The sequence below is a fragment of the Micromonospora sp. NPDC049374 genome (genome assembly GCF_040677165.1).
Classification (GTDB): domain Bacteria; phylum Actinomycetota; class Actinomycetes; order Mycobacteriales; family Micromonosporaceae; genus Micromonospora.
In genome coordinates this window covers 13,354-35,330 of sequence record NZ_JBFAQH010000003.1, presented here as the reverse complement: position 1 = coordinate 35,330, position 21,977 = coordinate 13,354, and the positions used below count along the sequence as shown (strand labels likewise).

The following is a 21,977-nucleotide window of genomic DNA, read 5'->3' as shown; positions in this document are numbered from 1 at the left end:
AGTCATGCGAGTTTCTCTCAGTTGGCTGGGTGAGTACGTCGACCTTCCCGACCTGTCCGTTGGCGAGCTGGAACAGGCCCTGGTCGACCTCGGCATCGAGGTGGAGTCCATCGTGGACCTGGCCGGCACGGTGACCGGGCAACTGGTGGTCGGCGAGGTCCTGGAGATCGAGGAGCTGACCGGCTTCAAGAAGCCGATCCGGTTCTGCCTGGTGAACGTGGGCACCGCCAACGGCACCGGCGAGCCGCAGGAGATCGTCTGCGGTGCCCGCAACTTCGCCCCTGGTGACCGGGTCGTGGTCATCCTGCCCGGCGGGGTGCTGCCGGGTAATTTCGCCGTCGGTGCCCGCCGGACGTACGGGCGCAACTCCAACGGCATGATCTGCTCGGCCAGGGAACTGGGCCTGGGCGACGACCACTCCGGCATCCTGGTGCTGCCCGAGCACGTGGTGGCCGAGCCCGGCGACGACGCACGTCCGGTGGTCGGCCTCAACGACATCATCGTCGAGGTGGAGATCACCCCGGACCGGGGCTACCAGATGTCACTGCGCGGGCTCGCCCGCGAACTGGCGCACGCTCTCGGCCTCGACTACTCCGACCGGGGCCGGATGCCCGCGACGCCCGGCACGGCCGAGCCGGCGTACCCGGTCGAGGTGCGCGACCCGGTCGGCTGCGACCGGTTCGCGGCCCGGATGGTGCGCGGCGTCGACCCGGCGGCGCAGACCCCGGACTGGATGCGGCAGCGGCTCACCATCGCCGGTATCCGCAGCATCTCGTTGCCGGTCGACATCACCAACTACGTGATGCTCGAACTCGGCCAGCCGATGCACGCCTTCGACGCCGACCGGATCGCCGGCAAGTTGGTGGTGCGCCGGGCGGTACCGGGGGAGAAACTGACCACGCTCGACGGGGTGACCCGCGCCCTCGCCCCCGAGGACATGGTCATCTGCGATGCCGGGCTGCCGAACCCGCTCGCCGCCGAGGGCGACGGCACGCCGATCTCGCTCGCCGCCGTGATGGGCGGTGAGACCAGCGAGGTGCTGCCGGGCACCGTCAACGTGCTCTTCGAGGCCGCGCACTGGGACCCGGCGATGGTCGGTCGCACCGCCCGTCGGCACAAGCTGTTCAGCGAGGCGGCGAAGCGCTGGGAGCGGGGGGTGGATCCGGCGCTGCCGCTTGTCGCCCTGGACCGGGCGGTCGGGCTGCTCACCTCGTACGCGGGCGGCACCGCCAGCGAGGAGGTGCTGGACATCAACCACGTCCGGCCGCGTACCCCGGTCACCCTGCCGGCCGACCTGCCCAGTCGGCGGGTCGGCGTGGACTACTCGCCGGCCCGGGTGGCCGCCCTGCTGGAGCAGGTCGGCTGCACCGTGGCGCGCGGCACCGACCGGCTGGCCGAGGACCCGGGAGAGGTGGCGGTGGCTGCCGGTGGCGGCGAGACGCTCAGCGTCACCCCGCCCACCTGGCGGCCCGACCTGACCGACCCGGCGGACCTGGTCGAGGAGGTGGTCCGCCTCGACGGGTACGACAAGGTGCCGTCGGTGCTGCCGACCGCGCCGCCCGGCCGGGGCCTGACCGGGCAGCAGCGACGCCACCGGGCGGTGTCCCGCTCACTGGCCGAGCGCGGTTACGTCGAGGTCCTGGCGCACCCGTTCGTCGCCACCGAGCTGGCCGACCAGCTCGGCCTGCCCGCCGACGACCCGCGCCGCCGGGCGGTGCGGCTGGCCAATCCGCTGTCGGAGGAGGAGCCGCTGCTGCGCACCACGCTGCTCGGCCCGCTGCTCGGTATCGTCCGGCGCAACCTCGGCCGGGGCCTGCGGGACCTGTCCCTCTACGAGATCGGCACGGTCTTCCACCCCCGGCCCGACGCCGGCAGCCCGCCGGCGATGGGCGTCGACCGACGTCCCACCGACGCGGAGTTCGCCGCCGCCGACGCGGTGGTTCCGGACCAGCCCCGGCACGTCGCCGTCGTGCTTACCGGTGACATCGAGCCGGCCGGCTGGTGGGGCGGCGGGCGGGCGGCAGGCTGGGCGGATGCCGTCGAGGCGGGCCGCGCCGTGCTCGCCGCCGCCGGGGTACCTGACGGGCAGGTCGAGGTGCGGTCGGCCGAGTACGCCCCCTGGCATCCGGGCCGCTGCGCGGAGCTGCTGGTCGACGGGACGGTGGTCGGCCACGCCGGTGAGCTGCACCCGCAGGTCGTGGCGACGCTGGAGCTGCCGAGGCGTACCTGCGCCATGGAACTGGACCTGGACGCACTGCCGGCGGCCCCGCCGGTCGGCGCGCCGACGGTGTCGACGTTCCCGCCGGCCCTGATCGACGTGGCGCTTGTGGTGGACGAGTCGGTGCCGGCGGCACAGGTGCGCCGGGCGCTCGTCGAGGGGGCCGGTGAGCTGCTGGAGTCGGTCAGCCTGTTCGACGTGTACGCCTCGGAGCAGCTCGGCGCCGGCCGCAAGTCGCTTGCCTACAAGCTCGCCTTCCGGGCACCGGACCGCACCCTGACCGTCGAGGAGGCGGTGGCCGCCCGCGATGCCGCCGTCGCCCGCGCCGCCGAACGCTGCGGCGCCACCCTCCGCGGCACCTGACGGGCAAGGAAGGGGCCCCTCCTCGACGCATCGAGTAGCGGAGGGGCCCTTTCCGGACGCCGAAGGCGCGGGGGCGGCACCGGCGGTGTGTGCGATCGGTGACGGCGGCGAGACGCTCGGTGCGGGATCGACCGAAAGGTCAACACCGATGGCTGTTTGGTTACCCGCGAGTTACCTCCGAGCGGTTAGCCTGCTTGGATTCCGAGTGCCGCCACCCGCATCACCCCGCCACCCCACGGGAGCCCCCTCATGTCCGATGATCCGCCCGCCTCGGTCGACGTCTGCATAGTCGGTGGTTGTGGCCGGGTGGGCCTGCCACTGGGCATCGCCTTCGCCGCCCGCGGGTTGTCCGTCGTGCTGTACGACATCAACGCCGAGGCGGTCGCGGGCGTCAACGCGGCCACGCTGCCCTTCGCCGAGCCCGGCGCGGCCGCTCCGCTGGTCGAGGCGGTGGCCGCCGGGCGGCTGCGCGCCACCACCGACCCCGCCGCCGTCGGGGCCTCGGAACATCTGGTCGTCGTGGTCGGCACGCCTGTCGACGAGCATCTCAACCCGGATCTCGGTGCCGTGCCCCGCGCGCTGGAACGCTGCGCCGAGCACCTGCGCGACGGTCAGCTGATCGTGCTGCGCAGCACCGTCTACCCCGGGGTCACCGCGCTTACCGAGAAACTGCTGGCCGGCAAGGGCCTGCGCGCGGACGTGGCGTTCTGCCCGGAGCGGATCGCCGAGGGCCGGGCGATGACCGAGCTGTTCACGCTGCCGCAGATCGTCGCCGCGCGGACCCCGGAGGCGCTGACCCGGGCGGAGAAGTTGTTCCGGCACCTGACCGACCAGATCGTCCCGCTCGAACCCGAGGAGGCCGAGCTGGCGAAGCTGTTCACCAACACCTGGCGGTACATCAAGTTCGCCACCGCGAACCAGTTCTGGATGATGGCGAACGACTTCGGGCTGGACTTCGCCCGGATCCGGCACGCGGTGGCGTACGACTACCCCCGCGCGGCGGACCTGCCGATGCCCGGTTTCGCGGCCGGACCGTGCCTGTTCAAGGACACCATGCAACTGGCCGCGTTCAACCGGAACAACTTCGTCCTCGGCCACTCGGCGATGCTGATCAACGAGGGGTTGCCGCTGTACCTGGTGTCCCGCCTGGAGGACCGGTTCGACCTGTCCACCTCGACGGTGGGCATCCTCGGCATGGCCTTCAAGGGCGGTAGCGACGACCCCCGGGAGAGCCTGGCGTACAAGCTACGCAAGATCCTGGCGTTGAAGACGCGGGAGACGCTCTGCACCGACCCGTACGTGGCCGACGAGCGCTTCGTCGACCTCGACGAGGTGTTGCGCCGGGCCGACCTGCTGGTCATCGCCGCGCCGCACGAGCAGTACGCCCGCCTGGACACCGACAAACCGGTGATCGACATGTGGGGTCTGACCGGGCAGGGGGTACGGGTGTGATGAACCCGCGGGTCTCGGTGATCGTGCCGGTCTACAACGAGGGCGAGGCGATCGTCCGCTGCCTGGAGCGGATGCTGCGCGAGCTGCTGCTGCCCGCCGAGGTGCTGATCGTGCACGACATGCCCGAGGACACCACGGTCCCGTACGTCGAGCGGATCGCGCGTACCGACCCGAGGGTCCGGGCGGTGCTCAACACCTACGGTCGGGGCCCGGCCAACGCGATCCGGTTCGGCATCGACGCGGCCCTGGCACCGGTCGCGGTGGTGACGATGGCCGACGGGTGTGACGATCCCCGCCAGATCGACGAGCTGGCCCGGTTGGTCGACCGGGGCGTGGTGGTCGCCGCGGCCTCCCGGTACATGCCCGGCGGCCAGCAGGTCGGCGGGCCGAGGCTGAAGCGGATGATGTCCCGCTGGGCGGGGCGCAGCCTCTACACCTTCGCGCGGGTGGGCACCCGCGACGCCACCAACAGCTTCAAGGCGTACGACACGTCGTTCGTCCGCGAGGTCGGCATCGAGTCGCGGACCGGCTTCGAGATCGGGCTGGAACTGACCGCGAAGGCCACCCGGCTGCGCCTGCCGGTGGCCGAGATCCCGACCATCTGGTTGGACCGTCCGCTCGGCGAGTCCCACTTCGACCTGGGCCGCTTCCTCCCCGGCTACCTGCGCTGGTACCTGTTCGCCTACGGTCGACGGCTGAGCCGGGAGAAGCTGACCGCCCGGGTGCGGACGGCGGCCGTGCCGAGTCCGCGTGGCACCGAGTACGAGAAGACGGCATAGGAGCGTACGTGGCGAAGGTCCTGGTAACTGGTTCGGCCGGCTTCATCGGCGGCTATCTCGTCGCGGAGCTGCTCGACCGTGGCCACGAGGTGGTCGGTGTCGACAACTTCTCGAAGTACGGCCCGGTCGCCCAGAGCCACGAGGGGCACCCCCGGTTCCGGTTCGTGGAAGGGGACGCCCGCGACACCGGTCTGCTGACCGGGCTGCTCGACGGCTGCGACCATCTGGTCGCCGGTGCCGCGATGATCGGCGGGATCTCCTACTTCCACGCGTACGCCTATGACCTGCTCGCCACCAACGAGCGGATCATGGCGGCGACCTGTGACGCGGCGCTCCAGGCGCACCGCGCCGGCCGCCTGTCCAAGGTCACCTACCTGTCCTCCTCGATGGTGTTCGAGTCCACCGAGCACTGGCCGAGCCGGGAGGGCGACGAGCGGCGTATCCCGCCGCCGCTGTCGTCGTACGGGTTCCAGAAGCTGGCTGTGGAGTACTACGCCCGGGCGGCCTGGGACCAGTACCAACTGCCCTACACGATCGTGCGGCCGTTCAACTGCGTCGGCGTGGGGGAGGGACGGGCGTTGGGCCAGGCCGAGGTGCTCTCCGGCAACGTCAAGCTGGCCATGTCGCACGTGGTACCCGACCTGGTGCAGAAGATCGTCAAGGGGCAGGATCCGCTGCACATCCTCGGCGAGGGCGACCAGGTGCGGCACTACACCTACGGCGGCGACCTGGCCCGGGGGATCGCGCTCGCCATCGAGCACCCGGCGGCGCACAACGAGGACTTCAACCTCTCCACCGCCGAGTCGACAACCGTCCTGGAGTTGGCCGAGCTGATCTGGCGCAAGATCAAGGGGTCTGACGTGCCGTTCCGGCACGTCAGCGACGACCCCTTCCAGTACGACGTACAAAAACGCGTACCGGACACCACGAAGGCCCGCGAGGTGCTCGGTTTCACCGCCACCACGACCCTGGACGAGATGCTCGACGAGGTCATCCCCTGGGTCACCCACGCCGTCGCCGAGGGCCGCCTCTAGCCCTCGACCGATAGCTCATCGCTATACGGCTGACTGTATGAACTTGCAGATCGAGGTGCACTCCTGCTAGCCTTCGATGCATATTCATGCGGAGGTAGGTATGGGGATTCGGGCTGCGGTCGCCGGGGCGAGTGGGTACGCCGGTGGTGAACTGCTCCGCCTGCTCGCCGGACATCCCGAGTTCGACCTGGTCGCCGCCACCGCGCACAGCCAGGCCGGGCAACGGCTCGACGCCGTCCACCCACAGCTGACCGGGCTGGACGTGACGCTCGGTGCGACCACGCCGGAGGTGCTGGCCGAGGCCGATCTCGTCTTCCTCGCCCTGCCGCACGGCGAGTCCGCCGCCATTGCGGCGCAACTGCCCGCCGGCGTGCGGATCGTCGACCTCGGGGCCGACCACCGGCTCGTGGACGCCGACGCCTGGGCCCGTTACTACGGCGGCCCGCACGCGGGGGCGTGGACCTACGGCCTGCCCGAGTTGCCCGGTCAGCGGGGGCGGATCGCCGCCGCCGAACGGGTGGCCAGCACCGGCTGCTACGCGGCGACGATCACCCTGGCGTTGGCCCCGCTGGTCGCCGCCGGTGCCGCCCGACCCGACGACGTGGTGGTCGTCGCCGCGTCGGGCACCTCGGGCGCGGGCCGGGCCGCCAAGGCGCACCTGCTCGCCAGCGAGGTGATGGGCGACCTGTCGCCCTACAAGGTGGGCGCGCATCAGCACGTACCCGAGATCAAGCAGGCCACCGGGGCGACCGGACTGTCGTTCACCCCGGTGCTGGCGCCGATGCCGCGCGGCATCCTGGCCACGGTCACCGCGCTGCCGACCGGCGAGGCCGATCCGCGCGCGGTGCTGGCGCAGGCGTACGCATCCGAACCGTTCGTGCACCTGCTGCCCGAGGGACGGTGGCCGCACACCGCCGCCACGCTGGGTGGCAACGCCTGTCATCTGCAAGCCACCGTCGATGTCGACTCCGGCCGGTTGATCGTGGTCGCCGCGCTGGACAACCTCGGCAAGGGTGCCGCGGGGCAGGCGGTGCAGAACGCCAATCTGATGTTCGGTATGCCCGAAACCACGGGCCTGTCCGGGTGGGGGACCGCGCCATGACCGTGACCACACCCCGGGGATTCCGGGCGGCCGGGGTGGCCGCGGGCCTGAAGACCGGCGGCGCACCGGATGTGGCGCTGGTGGTCAACGACGGCCCCGACGCCGGTGTCGCCGCTGTCTTCACCGCCAACCGGGTCAAGGCCGCGCCGGTGCTCTGGACCCAGCAGGTCGTCCGGGGCGGCATCGTGCGGGCGGTGGTGCTCAACTCCGGTGGCGCGAACGCCTGCACCGGCCCGGCCGGCTTCCAGGACACCCACACCACCGCCGAGCACACCGCCGCCACGTTGACCTCGGCCGACGTGCATCAGATCGGCGCGGGCGAGGTAGCGGTCTGCTCCACCGGCCTGATCGGCGAGCGGCTGCCCATGGATCGGCTCCTGCCGGGAATCGCCGCCGCCGTCGGGAGCCTGGGCGACAACGGCGCCGCCGCCGCCGAAGCGATCATGACGACGGACACCCGGCCGAAGACCACAGTCGTCTCCGGTGCCGGTTGGACCGTCGGCGGCATGGCCAAGGGCGCCGGCATGCTGGCCCCGGCGATGGCCACCATGCTCTGCGTCCTCACCACCGACGCGGTGGCCGGGCCGGAGGCACTCGACGCCGCGCTGCGGGCGGCCACCCGGGTCACCTTCGACCGGGTCGACTCCGACGGCTGCATGTCGACGAACGACACGGTGCTGCTGCTGGCCAGCGGGGCCTCGGGTGTCGCGCCGAGCGAGGCGGAGCTGGCCGCGGCGGTCACCGCCGCCTGTCACGACCTGGCCCAGCAACTGCTCGCCGACGCGGAGGGTGCCACCAAGCAGGTCGCCATCGAGGTCGTCGGCAGCGCCGACGAGGACGACGCGGTCGAGGTGGGCCAGGCGGTGGCCCGCAACAACCTGGTCAAGACCGCACTGTTCGGCAACGACCCGAACTGGGGTCGGATCCTCGCCGCCGTCGGCACCACCGCCGCCGCCTTCGAGCCGGACGCCGTGGACGTGGCGGTCAACGGCATCTGGGTCTGCCGGGGTGGCGCGGCGGCCGAGGACCGCTCGAAGGTCGACCTCTCCGGCCGGGACGTCACCATCCGGATCGACCTGCACGCCGGCAGGGCCGAGGCGACGGTGTGGACCAACGACCTTTCGCACGCCTACGTGCACGAGAACTCGGCCTACTCAACGTGAGCGCGAGGAATGCAGCGCAGCGGAGTCCCGCAGTCGTGAACGGAAGGCGGGCGGAGCGCGAGGAACGTAGCGCAGTCGTGTCCCGCAGTCGTGAACGGAAGGTGGGCTCGGTGAGCGCGAGGAACGTAGCGCAGCGGAGTCCCGCAGTCGTGAACGGAAGGTTGGTCCGGTGACGCTGAGCTCTGATCTGAGCCGCGCCCAGGCGAAGGCCGCTACGTTGATCGAGGCGCTGCCGTGGCTGGCCCGCTTCTCCGGTTCCACCGTTGTGATCAAGTACGGCGGCAACGCCATGGTCGACCCGGAGTTGCAGCGGGCCTTCGCCGCGGACATGGTGTTTCTGCGCTACGTCGGGCTCAAGCCGGTGGTGGTGCACGGCGGCGGACCGCAGATCTCGGCCATGCTCGCCCGATTGGGCATCGACAGCGAGTTCCGGGGCGGCCTTCGGGTGACCACCCCGGAGGCGATGGACGTGGTCCGGATGGTGCTTGTCGGCCAGGTGGGCCGGGAACTGGTCGGGTTGATCAACGCGTACGGGCCGTTCGCGGTCGGTCTCTCCGGCGAGGACGCCGGGTTGTTCACGGCGGTGCGGCGGCCCGCGTACGTCGACGGGCAGCCGGTCGACGTCGGCCAGGTCGGCGACGTCGAGTCGGTGGACGTCTCGGCGGTGGACGACCTGATCGCCGCCGGCCGGATTCCGGTGATCTCCACGGTGGCGCCGGACGCGGACGGGGTGTTGCACAACCTGAATGCCGACACCGCCGCCGCCGCGCTCGCGGTCGCCCTGCGGGCGCGCAAGCTGGTGGTGCTCACCGACGTGCCCGGTTTGTACGCCGACTGGCCCGACAAGTCCAGCCTGGTCAGCGAGATCAGCACCGACGGGCTGGCGAAGCTGCTGCCGTCGCTGGAGTCGGGCATGGTGCCGAAGATGGAGGCGTGCCTGCGGGCCGTCAACGGGGGAGTGCCGGCCGCGCACGTGGTGGACGGTCGGGTCGCCCATTCCACCCTGCTGGAAGTGTTCACCTCGGAAGGCTTCGGAACGATGGTGATTCCCTCATGAGTGCTCTGGTCAGCCGTTGGCGGCAGGCGATGATGGACAACTACGGCACGCCGCCGCTGGCGCTGGTGGCGGGCTCCGGCGCCGTCGTGGTCGACGAGGCCGGTCGGGAGTACCTCGATCTGCTCGGCGGCATCGCGGTCAATTCTCTCGGCCACGCCCACCCGGCGGTGGTGGCGGCCGTGTCGAAGCAGGTCGCCACGCTCGGCCACGTCTCCAATCTGTACATCTCCGAGCCGCCGGTGGCCCTGGCCGAGCTGCTGCTGGCGCTCGCCGGTCGGCCGGGGCGGGTGTTCTTCGCGAACTCCGGAGCGGAGGCCAACGAGGCGGCGTTCAAGCTTTCCCGGTGCACCGGCCGTACCCAGGTGGTGGCCACCGTCGGCGGCTTCCACGGCCGCACCATGGGGGCTCTCGCGTTGACCGGCCAACCGGCCAAGGCCGACCCGTTCCGTCCGCTGCCGGGCGAGGTCACCCATGTCCCGTACGGCGATGTCGACGCCCTGGCCGCGGCGGTGTCCGATGCCACGGCCATGGTGATCCTGGAACCGATCCAGGGCGAGAACGGTGTGGTGGTCCCGCCCGCCGGATACCTCGCCGAGGCCCGGCGGATCACCGCCCGGCACGGCTCCCTGCTGGTGCTCGACGAGGTGCAGACGGGCATCGGCCGGACCGGGCACTGGTTCGCCCATCAGGCCGACGGCGTCGAGCCGGACGTGGTGACCCTGGCCAAGGGGCTCGGTGGCGGGCTGCCCATCGGCGCGACCCTGGCCTTCGGCCCGGCTGCCGACCTGCTCGGCCCTGGTTCGCACGGCAGTACCTTCGGCGGCAACCCGGTCAGTTGCGCCGCCGCGCTGGCGGTGATCTCCACCATCGCCAGTGAGGGGCTGCTCGACCACGTCAAGCGGATCGGTGAGCGGCTGCGTCGGGGGATCGAGGCCCTCGATCATCCGCTGGTGGGCGGCGTACGCGGTGCGGGGCTGCTGCTCGGCGTCACCCTGACCGCACCGGTGTCGGCCGCCCTCGCCGGGGCGCTGCGCGAGGCCGGCTTCCTGGTCAACCCGATCCAGCCCGACGTGATCCGCCTGGCCCCGCCGCTGATCCTCACCACCGCCCAGGCCGACGCCTTCCTGGCGGCGCTGCCAGCCGCCCTGACCGCGTCGACGGCCACACCGGATCGTGTTGCCCAGCAGGCGCCGTCCCACAGCCCGATCCCGACCGGCGCTTCGGCGGTCGCCGCGGATGCTGTTACGGAGAAGCCCTCGCAGGGGCGCTCTCGCACCGAGATCTCGACCGACACGGTGACGCCGACGGAGGCTTCCGCATGACCCGGCACTTCCTGCGCGACGACGACCTGTCTCCGGCCGAGCAGTCCGCGGTGGTCGACCTGGCCGGCCGGATGAAGGCCGACCGCTTCGCGTTCACGCCGTTGGCCGGGCCGCGCTCGGTGGCGGTGCTCTTCGACAAGCAGAGCCTGCGTACCCGGATCTCCTTCGACGCCGGAATCGCGGAACTGGGCGGTCACCCCCTGGTGGTGGACACCCAGGTCACCCACTTCGGCCGGGGTGAGGCGCTCGCGGACGCCGGCCGGGTACTGTCCCGCTACGTGGCCGCGATCGTGTTGCGTACCCACGGCGACGAACGGATCGCGGAGGTGGCCGCCGGTGCCACCGTGCCGGTGGTCAACGCGCTGACCGACGGGTTCCACCCGTGCCAGTTGCTCGCGGACCTGCTCACCATCCGGGAGTGGTGTGGCGGTACCGAGGGGCGGACGCTGGCCTACCTCGGGGACGCGGCGAACAACATGTCCCACTCGTACCTGCTGGCCGGCGCGACCGCCGGGATGCACGTGCGGGTCGCCGGTCCGGCCGGCTTCTATCCGGACGCGGAGGTGGTGGCCCGCGCGGAGGCGATCGCCGCCGGCACCGGCGGTTCGGTCCGGGTGCTCACCGACCCGGTCGCCGCCGTCCGGAACGCCGACGTGGTGGCCACCGACACCTGGACCTCGATGGGACAGGAGGGTGACGGGTTGGACCGCAACACCCCGTTCCTGCCGTACCAGGTCAACAAGGCGTTGCTCGGGCACGCCGCGCCGGAGGCCATCGTGCTGCACTGCCTGCCGGCGCACCGCGGCGAGGAAATCACCGACGAGGTGCTCGACGGCCCGCGCAGTGCCGTCTTCGACCAGGCGGAGAATCGGCTGCACGTCCAGAAGGCGCTGCTGACCTTCCTTCTCCAAGGGAAAACGACATGACCGCACCACTGACCCGTGGCGCCCGGCACGCCCGCATCGTCGAGCTGATCCGCGACAAGCCGATCCGGTCGCAGACCGAACTGGCCGAGCTGCTCGGCGACGAGGGCGTGCAGGTCACCCAGGCCACCCTCTCCCGCGACCTGAAGGAACTCGGCGCGGTCACCGCCCGGGGTGGTGACGGCCGAGCCGTCTACGTCATCCCCGAGGACGGCCATCGCCCGCTGCGTGACGCCGAGGCGGCACCGGCCCGCCTGGTGCGGCTGCTGCGCGAACTGCTCAACGAGGTCGACTCGAGCGGCAACATCGCGGTCCTGCGTACCCCACCGGGAGCCGCCCACTACCTGGCCAGCGCGTTGGATCGGGCGGGCCTGTCGGAGGTCGTCGGCACCATCGCCGGCGACGACACCATCTTCGTCGTGGCGCGCGCCGCTGACGGCGGCGCCGCGCTCGGTGAACGGCTCGCCGGCTGGGCCCGCCGGGACGACAGCGCGGAAGGGAGCGGTACGCAGTGATCGAGGTTGTGTCGGACGTGGGTGCCCGGTGGGGAGGCTGCTGATCGTGGGGACCACAATTGACCGGGTGGATGACAAGAGCCTGACCGAGAACAGCGCAGCGGCCAACCGGACGAGCCTGTGGGGCGGGCGCTTCGCCGGTGGCCCGTCGGAGGCCCTGGCCCGCCTGTCGGTGAGCGTGCAGTTCGACTGGCGGCTGGCCCCGTACGACATCGCCGGTTCCCGGGCGCACGCCCGGGTGCTGGCTGGCGCCGGCCTGCTCGACCCGGAGGAACTGGGTCGCATCCTCGCCGCCCTCGACGACCTGGAGGCCGCCTGCGCCTCGGGCACGTTCCGTCCCACCGTCGACGACGAGGACGTGCACACCGCCCTGGAGCGCGGGCTGCTGGAGCGGCTCGGCAGCCTCGGCGGCAAGCTGCGGGCCGGCCGGTCCCGTAACGACCAGGTCGCCACAGACCTGCGGCTCTACCTGCGCGACCACGCGCGGGGCGTGGCCGCGCGGCTGGTGGAGCTGGCCGAGGCGCTGGTCGAGCAGGCCGGTCGGCACGTGGACACCGCCGCACCGGGCATGACGCACCTGCAACATGCCCAGCCGGTCACCTTCGGCCACTGGCTGCTCGCCCACGTGCAGCCGCTGCTGCGGGACCTGGAGCGGCTGCGCGACTGGGACCACCGGGCCGCGGTCAGTCCGCTCGGCGCGGGGGCGCTGGCCGGTTCAGGGCTGCCGCTGGATCCGGTGGCGGTCTCGAAGGAGCTGGGTTTCCGGACGTCCTTCGCCAACTCGATGGACGCGGTCGCCGACCGGGACTTCGTCGCCGAGTTCCTCTTCGTCACCGCGATGATCGGGGTGCATCTGTCCCGGCTCGGCGAGGAGGTGGTGCTCTGGACGTCGCAGGAGTTCGGCTGGGTCGAGCTGGACGACGCCTTCGCCACCGGCTCGTCGATCATGCCGCAGAAGAAGAACGCGGACATCGCCGAGCTGGCCCGGGGCAAGTCCGGTCGGCTCGTCGGCGGGCTGGTCGCGGTGCTGACCATGCTCAAGGGCCTGCCGATGACGTACGACCGGGACATGCAGGAGGACAAGGAGCCGGCCTTCGACGCGGTCGACACCCTGGAACTGCTGCTGCCGGCGCTCGCCGGGATGATCTCCACGATGACGGTACGCGTCGACCGCCTGGTCGCCGCCGCGCCGGTGGGCTTCTCCCTGGCCACCGAGGTGGCCGACTGGCTGGTCCGCAAGGGCGTGCCGTTCCGCGACGCCCACGAGATCACCGGCAAGCTGGTGGCGCTCTGCGCGGCCCGGGACTGCGCCCTCGACGAGGTCTCCGACGCCGACCTGGCCACCGTCAGCGAGCACCTCGACCCGGGCGTACGCGACGTGCTCTCGGTCCGTTCCGCCCTCGCCGCCCGGATCACCCCCGGCTCCACGGGCCCGGGCCCGGTAGCCGACCAACTGGCCACCGCCGCCGACCAACTGACCACCTGGCGCGACTGGACCAACGAGGCAGTGGTCCCCCGCTGACCCGCACCCCTCGCGCCGATCCGCCACAAGATCCGCACAACTTCGGGGAAACTGCTGTCCGGACGTGGTCCGGTTGCAGCAGTTTCCCCGAAGTTGCTGCTTGGCGGCGGACTCAGGCGTCCCGGCGTCGGAAGGCAGCCGCCGCCCCACTCCCGATGACAACGACCCAACCGAGCAGAACGAGCAGGCCGGTGACGGGCGTCAGGACCGGTGCCGGGTCGGGAAGGTAGAGCAGGCCACCAGCCCGGTCCGGCAGGTAACGAGCGTGCGGGGTGACGGCGTCCAGCACCGGCGAGGCGACCAGAACCAGGCTGAGCGTGACGACGAGAGCGGAAACGACGGCTCGCAGGAGGGCGGCCAGAGCCAGCCCGAGCAACCCGATGAGCGCGAGGTAGGCCGCCGCGCCGACGACTTTCCACGGGAAACCGTCGGTGACCACCGGGACGTCCCGCGTGGCCAGCGCGATTCGGGCCGTGAGCAGCCCGACGGCGAGCGCCGCGACGGCGGTTACGGCAGCCCAGGCCAGGTAGGCGAGGGTCTTGGCAGCCGGCACGGCCAGGCGGCCCGGCACGCACAGCAGGGTTCTGTGGATCTGCCCATCGGCGTACTCGGTCCCGGCCGCGAGGACGCCGAGCGAGATGGTGCCGGCCTGGAGGTACGGCACCGCCTGGAGGACGACTGCGACCGGCTCGTTCGCCCCGACCGGCGAGGCGGCCAACGCCCCGGTGATGGCGACGGCTGCGCCGATCGTGCCGAAGACCGCAGCCACCACCGCAGGCAGGCCGAACAGCTTGGCCAGCTCTGCGGCGGTGGCCTGGGCGCAGGAGCGGATCATGCGTCCCGCCGCAGGAAAACCGCACTGGCCAACGCGAGCAGCCCTGCCGTCCAGGTGACCATGACCAGGCCGCCGGTGACCGGGGCGAGCGCGTCGTCGAACGCCAACAGGCCACCGGCGAACATGCTCATACCCGCGAGGTCGGGTAGGAACCTGGCGAGCGGGGTGAGGTGGGACAGCAGCACGGAGACCGAGACGAGCGAGCTGTTCACCACGAGCACGATGATCGGGACGATCCCGTTGCGGGTGAAGACCGTGACCGCGAGGCCGATAAGCGCCGTGAGCATCCAGTAGATCCCGGCGCCGACCGAGCGGGACAGCACTCCGTCCGGGGGCGGAGGGGCGTCCGTGCCGACTATCCCGCTGGCCAGAGCCAACGAGGCGGGAATCACCACCAGAGCCGCGACCGCCACCAGCAGGACGACGCTGGCCGCCTTGGCGGCCAGCACGCCGAGGCGGCTGGGGGTGGCGGTGAGGGTGGTGGTGATCTGCCGTCCGCCGCCGATCCTGGCACTGTTCGCGGTGTACTCGCCGCTGACGGCGACGACGCCGAGGACCACCGCGCCGACCGTGCCGAGCGGAACCGCGGAGAAGACCGCCTCGACAGGCGAGGTGTAGGCCGTCAGCTCGGGTCGTCCGCTGCGCAGCGCGGCGCGGACGCCGACGGCGTTGATCAGAGTGATCGCGACCGGACCGAGCACGGTGACAGCCAGCGCGACAATGGTCGCCGGCAGCGTCGCCGTCTTGCGAATCTCGGCGGCGAGCGTGTCGAAGAAGGTCATCACCCACCTGCCGTCGGCCCGGTGAGGGCGAAGAAGGCGTCCTCCAGGGTCGGGTAGCCGGCCGTGACCTCGCGGATCGGGCCGGCGGCGACGACCTGGCCGTGGGCGAGGACGACCAGGTCGTCGGCGATCTCGCCCACTTCGCTCATCAGGTGGCTGGAGAGCAGCACGGTGCCGCCGGCGTCCGCGTGTCCGCGCAGCAGAACGCGGATCCAGCGAATGCCCTCCGGATCGAGCCCGTTCACCGGCTCGTCGAGCACAAGTGCACGGGGTTCGCCGAGCAGCGCGGCGGCCAGCCCGAGCCGCTGGCACATGCCGAGCGAGAACCGGCCGACCCTGGTACCTCCGGCGGCACCGAGCCCGACCTGGTCGAGCACGTCGGCCACCCGTCGGGTCGGGATGCCGTTGCTGCGCGCCATCCAGGTGAGGTGGTTGCGCGCGGTACGGGAGCGGTGTGCGCCGGAGCCTTCCAGCATCGACCCGACGGTGCGTAACGGCTGGCGCAGGCGCCGGTACGGCTGGCCGTCGACCAGGGCCGTGCCGGCATCCGCCCGGTCCAGGCCCAACAGGATGCGCAGGGTGGATGACTTGCCCGCACCGTTCGGCCCCAGCAGACCTGTCACCCGGCCGGGTGCGGCCCGGAAGGTGACGTCGGTGAGGATCTCGCGGGAGCCGCGCCGCTTGACCAGACGCTCGACTGACAGCATGGGCACCATGTCAGCCCATGGTGCTGGTCCGCGTCATCGGACCAGAGCCGGGACTTCCGCCATTCACCCCCACCCCAGGTCGCTCCGACCCAGGTCCGATGTCACGTCACGGCCCGGGTTCCTAGACTCGCGAGATGGCACCTGACGGGCGACCGACAAGGCGTCCCTGGCTGTCCGCCGTCGCCGTCGCGGTGCCGGTGGCCTTGCTCCTCTGCCTGACAACGGCGGGCACCGTGGGGACGGCCGGGACGCTCCTGCTGACGGTGATCACCGCGACCGCTGCCGCGGTGTTGCTCTGGGCGTTGATCCGCGCTCGACAGGAACGCCGGGTGTACGAGGACCGGCTGACCGCATGGGCCGCTGAGCGGGCCGCAGCGGCGGAACGGTTGCGCATCGCCCGTGAGCTTCATGATCTCGTCTCGCACGGCCTCGGCCTGGTCACTATTCGTGCCGCCACCGCCGCTCGGGTTACCGGGCCAACCGGTGCGGCCGAACGGGCGAACGCGCTGTCCGACATCGAACAGGTCGGGCGAGAGACCACGGCTGAACTGCGGCGAATGCTCGACGTGCTCCGCGCACCGGGCGGCGAGCCCGCCTCCTTGCGGCCGCCCGACACGCTCGACGCCCTACCGGAGATCGTGCGGTCCGCGACCGCCACCGGGATCGCCGCCACCGTCGACGTGCGGAAGGTCGGCGAGGTGCCACCCGGCGTGCAGCTCGCCGTGTGCGCGATCGTCCGTGAGGGCCTGAGCAACACGGCCCGGCACGCCGGGCCGACCTGCGTGCACGTCACCGTGGATCGCGACGGCGACGCAATCGTGGTGAATGTACGCGACGATGGTCCCCGCCCCGGCTGGCGGCCCCGCCCCGGTGCTGGCCACGGCTTGGACGGACTGCGTGAGCGGGTGAGCATGCTCGACGGTGTCTTGCGCGCCGGCCCGGCCGGGCCGGGCTTCCAGCTCACGGCACGCCTGCCGGCCCGGTGAGCCGGATGACCACTGAATCAGCGGACCGATCCACAAGCATCCGGGTGCTCGTCGCGGACGACCAGCCGCTCCTGCGGCACAGCCTCGCCCTCCTCATCGACGGCACTGCGGGCCTCACCGTCGTCGGTCAGGCCGCCACCGGACACGAGGCCGTGTCGCTCACCCGTGAACGCCGCCCCGACGTCGTCCTGATGGACATCCGGATGCCCGACGGCGACGGCATCGAAGCGACCGGACGCATCGCCGCCGCCACCGACCTGAGCGGTACCAGGGTCCTCGTGCTCAGCATGTTCGCACTCGACGAGTATGTGGCCGCCGCGCTGCGCGCCGGGGCGCACGGCTTCCTGCTCAAGGACGCCCACCCGGACCAACTCGTCGACGCCATCCGACGGACCCACGCGGGCGAGTCCCTCTTCGCTCCCAGCATCCTCACCCGCTTCGTCGCGCACTACCTCGACCGGCCCGGCCCGCCCGAGGTCGGCAAAATCGACAGGCTCACCGGCCGCGAGACCGAGGTGCTGTCTCTCGTGGCCCGCGGCCTGTCCAACGACGAGATCGCTCGGACACTCAACATCTCGATCAAGACTGTCAAGACTCACGTCGGCAACCTGCTCACCAAGCTCGACGCCCGTGATCGAGCCCAGCTCGTCATCGCCGCCTACGAGAACGATCTCGTCGCACCTCGATCCTCTGCGTGATCTTCGCGTCCTGCCTGCCGGATGTCGCGGCCGTGGCCCTGGATCAGCATGGGAGCGCGGCTTGCCGGTTGGACCCCGGCCGGGTTACCTGGAGGCGTGGACCATCCCTGGTTGAGTGCCCCGGCCGCCGACGTCGTGCAGACGGCGCGGAATCTGCTGGGTTGGGAGGTGTCAGCCAACGGGGTCCGGATCAGGCTGACCGAAGTGGAGGCGTACGCCGGCACCGGTGTGGATCCCGCCTCGCACGCGCATCGCGGACCGACGCCCCGGACGACTGTGATGTTCGGTCCGGCGGGCTACGCCTACACCTACTTCGTCTTCGGCATGCACTGGTGCCTGAACGTCGTCTGCGGGGGCGAGGGGGAGGCGGCGGCGGTCCTGCTGCGCGCCGGCGAGGTGGTCGACGGTGTGGACCTGGCCCGTAAGCGGCGCGGCGAGGTGCCCGACCGGGACCTCGCCCGTGGGCCGGCCCGGTTGGTGGTCGCGCTCGGCATCGATGCGGCGGCGAACGGCACCTGCATGCTCGACGGGACCGGGCCGTTGCTGCTGACGCCACCGACCCGCCCGGTCACGCCGCCGGTCGTCTCCGCCGGCCCGCGGGTCGGCGTGGCCGCCGCACACGACGTGCCCTGGCGCTTCTGGATCACCGGTGACCCGACCGTCAGCCCGTACCGCCGGCACGTGCCACGACGACGGAGCTGACCCCGTTGTCCCCTTTGCTGGCGCTGTTGCCGGTCATGGGCGGGGGATGGGGAGGGCGTGACGGGGGACACTGGTGCGAGGCGGGCTCGCGGAATAGTTGACTCGTCAAATATGTTGTCGGGGGCGTCGGGCACCACCGCCCGGTCGGACGACACGAGGGAGCGGTCATGCAGTTCGGAGTCTTCACCGTCGGCGACGTCACGGTCGACCCGACAAACGGCCGGGAGCCCACCGAAGCCGAACGGATCAAGGCGATGGTCACCATCGCGCTGAAGGCCGAGGAGGTCGGCCTCGACGTCTTCGCCACCGGTGAGCACCACAACCCGCCGTTCGTGCCCTCGTCGCCCACCACCATGCTGGGCTGGATCGCCGCCCGCACCGAGCGGCTGCTGCTCTCCACCGCGACCACGCTGATCACCACCAACGACCCGGTGAAGATCGCCGAGGACTACGCGATGCTGCAACACCTCGCCGACGGCCGGGTCGACCTGATGATGGGCCGGGGCAACACCGGGCCGGTCTACCCGTGGTTCGGCCAGGACATCCGCAACGGCATCCCCCTCGCCATCGAGAACTACGACCTGCTGCGCCGGTTGTGGCGCGAGGACGTGGTCGACTGGAAGGGCAAGTTCCGCACCCCGTTGCAGTCGTTCACCTCGACGCCGCGCCCGCTCGACGGCGTACCCCCGTTCGTGTGGCACGGCTCCATCCGCAGCCCGGAGATCGCCGAGCAGGCCGCCTACTACGGCGACGGGTTCTTCGCCAACCACATCTTCTGGCCCGCCGAGCACACCCGGCGGATGGTCGGCCTGTACCGTCAGCGCTTCGAACACTACGGTCACGGCTCCGCCGACCAGGCGATCGTGGGTCTCGGCGGCCAGGTGTTCATGCGGCGCAACTCCCAGGACGCGGTGCGTGAGTTCCGCCCCTACTTCGACAACGCGCCGGTCTACGGTCACGGCCCCTCACTGGAGGAGTTCACCGCGCAGACCCCGCTGACCGTGGGCAGCCCGCAGCAGGTCATCGACCGTACGCTCGGCTTCCGCGACTACGTGGGTGACTACCAGCGGCAGCTGTTCCTCGTCGACCACGCCGGGCTGCCGTTGAAGACCGTCCTGGAGCAGCTCGATCTGCTCGGCGAGGAGGTCGTGCCGGTGCTGCGCAAGGAGTTCGAGTCGCTGCGACCGGCGCACGTGCCGCTGGCACCGACCCACGCCTCGCTGCTGGCCGCCGCCGGAGGTGGCAGCGACAGCACCGTCCACGCCGTCGACGACGTCACCGGCCGGGCACCGGAGGCCGCCCGATGACCGTGCGTACTCTCGCCGTGGTCTCGGCCGGCCTCAGCCAGCCCTCGTCGACCCGGCTGCTCGCCGACCAGCTCGCCGCGGCCACCCGCGACGAGCTGGTCCGGCACGGCGAGCAGGTCGAACTGCGCCCGGTAGAGCTGCGCGAACACGCCCACGACATCGTCAACCACCTGCTCACCGGCTTTCCGTCGGAGCCGCTGCGCCAGGTACTGGACGAGGTCACCGGCGCCGATGCGGTGATCGCCGTCAGTCCGATCTTCAACGCCTCGTACAACGGGCTGTTCAAGTCGTTCTTCGACCTGGTCGACGCCGACGCGCTCGGTGGCCGGGCGGTGCTGATCGGTGCGACCGGCGGCACCGCACGGCACTCCCTGGCGCTGGAGCACGCGCTCCGTCCGATGTTCACCTACCTGCGGGCGGTGGTCGCGCCGACCGCGGTATTCGCCGCGCCGGAGGACTGGTCCGGCGGAGCCGTCGACGGTGCGTTGCGCGCCCGGATCGAGCGCGCCGGTCGGGAACTGGCCGAGCTGGTACGACGCAGCGCACCGTCCAGCGGGCCCGCCGACCCGTTCGCCCTCACCACCAGCTTCGACCAACTGCTCCACGGCCGCGACGGCTGATCCCGCCGACCGGGCTGCCGACAGGACGGCGGCCCGGTCGGGCGGTGCTCACTGCTCCGGCCGGTAAGGGTGAGCGATGAGCACCGGGCAGCGGGCGTGGTGCACAAGCGTCTGGCTGACCGAGCCGAGCAGCAGCCCGGCGAAGCCACCCCTGCCGCGCGAGCCGGCCACCACGAGCGCGGCGTCCCCGGTCGCCTCGATCAGCGCCTGGTCCGGCTTGGGCGCGACGATCACCCGTTCCTCCACGGTCAGCCCCGGGTGGCTGCCCCGCGCCGCCGCACCGGCGGTGGCGAGCAGAGCCGCCGCTGCCCCGTCGTCGTCGCCTTCGTCGGCGACGTGCACCAGCACCAGCGTCCCACCGCGCCGACCGGCCTCCTCGGCGCCGTAGCCGACGGCGAGTTCGGCCGACTCCGAACCGTCCACACCGACCAGCACCGGACCCTCGGTGGGCAACGGACGGTCCGGCGGACGGATCACCAGCACCGGGCAGTGGCCGTGCGCGGCGACCTGGGTGCCGACCGAGCCGAGCAGCAGCCCGGCGAAGCCGCCCAGACCCCGGCTGCCCACCACCACCAACTCCGCCCGCCGGGACTCCTCGACAAGCGTCGCACCCGGCCCGCCGGCCACCTGACGCACCTCGACCGTCAGCCCCGGCCACCGGTCGACCAGTTCGGCGGCGGTCTGTTCGAGCATCTTGCGACCGTCCTCCGACGCTGCCGGCACGCCCACCTCGTACGGGTTGATCGGTACGCCGTAGCCGAGCGGGTGCAGGTAGCCGTGTACCAGGTGCAGCGGGCGGGAGCGCCACACCGCCGCCTGGGCCGCGTGCTCCGCGGCCACCAGGCTCGGCGGTGATCCGTCCACCCCCACCACGACAGGTCGGTTCATCGTCACTCCATGGGTCGGTCAGGGTTCATTGTCGACGCGTCCCGCCGTCGGGACGCGTCGACACACCACCGGTCAGTTCTCCTCGACCGTACGCAGCTTCCGGACGATCGCCAGCGGGGAGTGGGCGTGGTGCAGCACGGCGTGGCTGACCGAGCCGAGCAGCAGCCCGCCCAGCGCGCCGCGTCCGCGCGCGCCCACCACCACAAGCTGGGCGGTGCGGGACTCCTCCACCAGCGCCCGACCCGGGGAACCGCGCACCAGCCGCCGCCGCACCGGCACCTCCGGATAGCGCTCGGACCAGCCGGCCACCGCCTCGGCGAGGGTGCGCTCCTCCTCGTCCCGGAAGGCGTCCAGGTCGTAGACCAGGGGCAGGATGTCACCGGGACCGGCCGGGGTCGGATAGAGCCAGGCGTGCACCGCGACCAGTTCGGTGCCGCGCCACGCCGCCTCCTCGAAGGCGAACCGGACGGCCTCCTGGGACAGCTCCGAGCCGTCGACGCCGACCACCACCGGCCCGTCCGCCCGCGATTCGCCGCGAACCACCAGCACCGGGCAGTCCGCGTGGGCGCTGACCTGCACGGCCACCGAGCCGAGCAGCAGCCCGGCGAAGCCGCCCAGGCCCCGGTTGCCGAGTACGACCAGAGCCGCGTCCCGGGCCTCGGCGAGCAGGACGGTGCTGGCCGCCCCGTCGACCACCGCACCGGTCACCGACACCTCCGGGGCCACCTTGCCGGCCTCGGCGACGGCGTCGGCGACACACCGCTCGGCCTGGTTGCGCAGCCCGCCGTCGGCGGGCGCACCGGGTGCGGGGCCCAACGGCACCTTCATCAGCGGCCAGATGAACGCGTGCACGATCCGCAGCGGACGGTGCCGGTACGCCGCCTCCCGCGCGGCGGCGCGCACCGCGTGCAGGGCGATCTCGGAACCGTCCACGCCCACCACGATGGGGGCGCCGGTGTTGCTGGCCATCACATCTCCTCCTCAACTCCGCAGTCAGCCTGG

General features: G+C 71.8%; 21 protein-coding genes. 16 read left to right on the top strand and 5 right to left on the bottom strand.

The genetic code is table 11. The features are described from left to right. Window positions 1-4 precede the first annotated feature (4 nt). From pheT to argH, 11 genes are all read left to right on the top strand, one after another. On the top strand, window positions 5-2,581 hold the full coding sequence (gene pheT / locus AB0J93_RS06080; protein WP_363918649.1) for a phenylalanine--tRNA ligase subunit beta: 2,577 nt from the start codon (window positions 5-7) through the stop codon (window positions 2,579-2,581). 249 nt (window positions 2,582-2,830) lie between these two features. Then, window positions 2,831-4,033 (top strand): nucleotide sugar dehydrogenase, encoded by a 1,203-nt coding sequence (locus AB0J93_RS06075; protein ID WP_363918647.1) that lies wholly within the window; start codon window positions 2,831-2,833, stop codon window positions 4,031-4,033. Beyond that, window positions 4,033-4,812, top strand: a complete 780-nt coding sequence (locus tag AB0J93_RS06070) for a glycosyltransferase family 2 protein (RefSeq protein WP_363918645.1) — start codon at window positions 4,033-4,035, stop codon at window positions 4,810-4,812. Before AB0J93_RS06075 ends, AB0J93_RS06070 begins: the two co-directional genes overlap by 1 nt. Before the next feature lie 8 nt (window positions 4,813-4,820). Beyond that, on the top strand, window positions 4,821-5,846 hold the full coding sequence (locus AB0J93_RS06065) for an NAD-dependent epimerase/dehydratase family protein (RefSeq protein ID WP_363918643.1): 1,026 nt from the start codon (window positions 4,821-4,823) through the stop codon (window positions 5,844-5,846). Between the two features lie 100 nt (window positions 5,847-5,946). Then, a complete protein-coding gene (gene argC / locus AB0J93_RS06060) occupies window positions 5,947-6,948 on the top strand; it encodes an N-acetyl-gamma-glutamyl-phosphate reductase (protein WP_363918641.1) in 1,002 nt (333 codons plus the stop codon). Continuing rightward, complete coding sequence (gene argJ, locus AB0J93_RS06055) at window positions 6,945-8,111, top strand: bifunctional glutamate N-acetyltransferase/amino-acid acetyltransferase ArgJ (RefSeq protein WP_363918639.1); 1,167 nt, start codon at window positions 6,945-6,947, stop codon at window positions 8,109-8,111. The genes argC and argJ overlap by 4 nt, the downstream gene beginning before the upstream one ends. Before the next feature lie 169 nt (window positions 8,112-8,280). Beyond that, window positions 8,281-9,168, top strand: coding sequence for an acetylglutamate kinase (gene argB / locus AB0J93_RS06050; protein WP_363918636.1), 888 nt, complete (start codon window positions 8,281-8,283; stop codon window positions 9,166-9,168). After that, a complete protein-coding gene (locus tag AB0J93_RS06045) occupies window positions 9,165-10,490 on the top strand; it encodes an acetylornithine transaminase (RefSeq protein ID WP_363918634.1) in 1,326 nt (441 codons plus the stop codon). Before argB ends, AB0J93_RS06045 begins: the two co-directional genes overlap by 4 nt. Next, the gene (argF, locus tag AB0J93_RS06040; protein WP_363918632.1) at window positions 10,487-11,416 is read left to right on the top strand and encodes an ornithine carbamoyltransferase; all 930 of its coding nucleotides are present in this window, start codon (window positions 10,487-10,489) and stop codon (window positions 11,414-11,416) included. The genes AB0J93_RS06045 and argF overlap by 4 nt, the downstream gene beginning before the upstream one ends. After that, a complete protein-coding gene (locus AB0J93_RS06035; RefSeq protein WP_363918630.1) occupies window positions 11,413-11,928 on the top strand; it encodes an arginine repressor in 516 nt (171 codons plus the stop codon). The genes argF and AB0J93_RS06035 overlap by 4 nt, the downstream gene beginning before the upstream one ends. Window positions 11,929-11,986: 58 nt before the next feature. Beyond that, window positions 11,987-13,450, top strand: coding sequence for an argininosuccinate lyase (argH, locus tag AB0J93_RS06030; RefSeq protein WP_363919427.1), 1,464 nt, complete (start codon window positions 11,987-11,989; stop codon window positions 13,448-13,450). Window positions 13,451-13,562: 112 nt separating this feature from the next. Here the strand turns inward: argH and AB0J93_RS06025 are convergent, their stop codons facing one another. From AB0J93_RS06025 to AB0J93_RS06015, 3 genes are read right to left on the bottom strand one after another with little or no spacing between them, the layout of a single operon-like run. Next, window positions 13,563-14,285 (bottom strand): hypothetical protein, encoded by a 723-nt coding sequence (locus AB0J93_RS06025; RefSeq protein ID WP_363918628.1) that lies wholly within the window; start codon window positions 14,283-14,285, stop codon window positions 13,563-13,565. Continuing rightward, window positions 14,282-15,067, bottom strand: coding sequence for a hypothetical protein (locus AB0J93_RS06020; RefSeq protein WP_363918626.1), 786 nt, complete (start codon window positions 15,065-15,067; stop codon window positions 14,282-14,284). The genes AB0J93_RS06025 and AB0J93_RS06020 overlap by 4 nt, the downstream gene beginning before the upstream one ends. Next, window positions 15,067-15,783 carry an ATP-binding cassette domain-containing protein gene (locus AB0J93_RS06015; RefSeq protein ID WP_363918624.1) on the bottom strand — a complete coding sequence of 239 codons (717 nt, stop codon included), beginning with the start codon at window positions 15,781-15,783 and terminating at the stop codon, window positions 15,067-15,069. Before AB0J93_RS06015 ends, AB0J93_RS06020 begins: the two co-directional genes overlap by 1 nt. Before the next feature lie 125 nt (window positions 15,784-15,908). Here AB0J93_RS06015 and AB0J93_RS06010 point away from each other — a divergent pair, with 125 nt between their 5' ends. From AB0J93_RS06010 to AB0J93_RS05990, 5 genes are all read left to right on the top strand, one after another. Then, a complete protein-coding gene (locus AB0J93_RS06010) occupies window positions 15,909-16,760 on the top strand; it encodes a histidine kinase (RefSeq protein ID WP_363918622.1) in 852 nt (283 codons plus the stop codon). A 5-nt stretch (window positions 16,761-16,765) separates the two neighbouring features. Continuing rightward, window positions 16,766-17,458, top strand: coding sequence for a response regulator transcription factor (locus tag AB0J93_RS06005; protein ID WP_363918620.1), 693 nt, complete (start codon window positions 16,766-16,768; stop codon window positions 17,456-17,458). 96 nt (window positions 17,459-17,554) lie between these two features. After that, window positions 17,555-18,160, top strand: coding sequence for a DNA-3-methyladenine glycosylase (locus AB0J93_RS06000; protein WP_363918618.1), 606 nt, complete (start codon window positions 17,555-17,557; stop codon window positions 18,158-18,160). A gap of 167 nt (window positions 18,161-18,327) precedes the next feature. Further along, window positions 18,328-19,467 carry an LLM class flavin-dependent oxidoreductase gene (locus tag AB0J93_RS05995; RefSeq protein WP_363918616.1) on the top strand — a complete coding sequence of 380 codons (1,140 nt, stop codon included), beginning with the start codon at window positions 18,328-18,330 and terminating at the stop codon, window positions 19,465-19,467. Beyond that, window positions 19,464-20,087, top strand: coding sequence for an FMN reductase (locus AB0J93_RS05990; RefSeq protein ID WP_363918614.1), 624 nt, complete (start codon window positions 19,464-19,466; stop codon window positions 20,085-20,087). Before AB0J93_RS05995 ends, AB0J93_RS05990 begins: the two co-directional genes overlap by 4 nt. 48 nt (window positions 20,088-20,135) lie before the next feature. Here the strand turns inward: AB0J93_RS05990 and AB0J93_RS05985 are convergent, their stop codons facing one another. Both AB0J93_RS05985 and AB0J93_RS05980 read right to left on the bottom strand, forming a co-directional pair. Further along, entirely contained in the window at window positions 20,136-20,981 is an 846-nt protein-coding gene (locus AB0J93_RS05985) for a universal stress protein (protein WP_363918612.1), read from the bottom strand. Between the two features lie 66 nt (window positions 20,982-21,047). Continuing rightward, entirely contained in the window at window positions 21,048-21,944 is an 897-nt protein-coding gene (locus tag AB0J93_RS05980; protein ID WP_363918610.1) for a universal stress protein, read from the bottom strand. Between the last annotated feature and the right edge of the window lie 33 nt (window positions 21,945-21,977).